General features: G+C 62.1%; 3 protein-coding genes. All 3 read left to right on the top strand.

Annotation, left to right across the window (positions count from 1 at the left end; genetic code table 11):
- The coding region (locus BLP96_RS19720; RefSeq protein ID WP_143005159.1) for a hypothetical protein at window positions 1–231 on the top strand (231 nt) is incomplete at its 5' end.
- 132 nt (window positions 232–363) lie between these two features.
- Window positions 364–1125, top strand: coding sequence for a type IV toxin-antitoxin system AbiEi family antitoxin domain-containing protein (locus BLP96_RS19715; protein ID WP_245682320.1), 762 nt, complete (start codon window positions 364–366; stop codon window positions 1123–1125).
- A gap of 192 nt (window positions 1126–1317) precedes the next feature.
- The coding region (locus BLP96_RS20025; protein ID WP_143005133.1) for a transposase at window positions 1318–1593 on the top strand (276 nt) is incomplete at its 3' end.

Here is a 1593-nt window from a genome sequence, read left to right as displayed (position 1 = left end):
GCCACCAAGGTCTCGAAGAAGTACACCGAGGGGGTGGTGCTGTCAGGGCGCCTGGAAGCGCTGTTCCGGGTGGTGCCGCCCAGCCTCTACCTGGCCCTGGCCGGCACCGAGGGCGAGGAGAAGGCCGAGCGCATGCGGGTGATGCGCGAGCAGGGCTGCTCGGAGCTCGAGGCGGTGCTGCATATCACCCAGCGGCTGGACGAGGCCCGGGGCATCGGACACGCGACGTAGACATGGGTTTAGAAAAGTTGCTGAAATTGGCCTAATCTTCCATTTTAGACGCTCATCTTAAACCGCTTCGGTTTATAATTAGCGTCATAGTTGGCTGATTGGGCAATCTATGGCAACGAAAATAAACCGGCTGTGGCAGCAGATCCCCATGGCGCCGTGGTGACCACGGCGTGGCTGGAGGCCCACGGCATCAGCGCCAATCATGCTGCCAAGCTCACAGAGGCCGGCTGGCTGAAGCGCATTGGACGAGGCGCCTACTGCCGGGCAGGCGACCCGCTGACCTGGGAGAGCGGGGTCTTTGCACTGCAGGCGCTCAGCGACCCCGCAGCACCGCCGTTCTGGCCGGGGGGCCAGACCGCCCTGGCCCTGCAGGGCTTTGCCCACTACCTGCCCATGGGGCACGACACCACTCACCTGTATGGGTCGGGGCGCCGCTCGCAGCTGCCAGTGTGGCTGGAGAAGGCCGACTGGGCCGGAGCGATCGACCTGCACCAGGACAAGGGGCTGTCGGTGGATCTTTCCGGTAGCCTCACGGACTACAACCCGCCCGGGGCGGGGTTTGCCCTACGGATATCGACGCCGGAGCGCGCTATCCTCGAGTGGATCGCCATCACGCCCAACGATCTGCTGTTCAGCAGCGAGCTGGTGGATACCTTCACCGGGCTCAATACGCTGCGCCCGCGCCGGCTGCAGGCGCTGCTGGCAGGGTGCCGTTCGGTGAAGACCAAGCGCGCCTTTCTGGTGCTGGCTCGCCATGCCGGCCACGCCTGGTACCATCGACTGGAAACCCACAGCCTCGACCTTGGGAAGGGCAAGCGGCAGCTCTGCAAGGGAGGGCGGTTGGACAAGGAATATCAGGTCACGGTCCCGGAGGCGTTCACGGATGAGCATTGAGGCCCGCTATCACGAACAGGTGCGCCTGCTGGTCACGCTATTGCCCTTTTACTACCAAGGGCGGATCGGCTATCAACCTCTGTGTTTGGTCCTCTCCTTGCTAGTGCAGAAATCAATTATCAAAGTTTTTTAGAGGGAAGTGCCCTATGCGTCAACGTAGTTGTCACCTAAACGGATTGAGAGGTGATCAACATGCGTTACCCCGCAGAGCGTAAGGAAGCCATCCTCAAGAAGATGGCGCCGCCGATGAGCATAACCATCCCGGAACTGGCCGAGCAGGAAGGCATCACCGCGACAACCCTCTACAATTGGCGGAAACAGGCCAGAGCACGAGGACAGGTTTTGCCATCACGTTCGAACGAGCCCGACCAGTGGACCAGCCAGGAGAAATTCCAGATCGTCCTGGAGACGGCCCCGATGAACGAGGCCGAACTCAGCGCCTATTGCCGCGAGCGTGGGCTCTACCCC

This window comes from Billgrantia gudaonensis (assembly GCF_900100195.1).
Classification (GTDB): domain Bacteria; phylum Pseudomonadota; class Gammaproteobacteria; order Pseudomonadales; family Halomonadaceae; genus Halomonas; species Halomonas gudaonensis.
The sequence above is the reverse complement of the archived record's forward strand: the minus strand, read 5'-3'. Positions and strand labels throughout refer to the sequence as shown.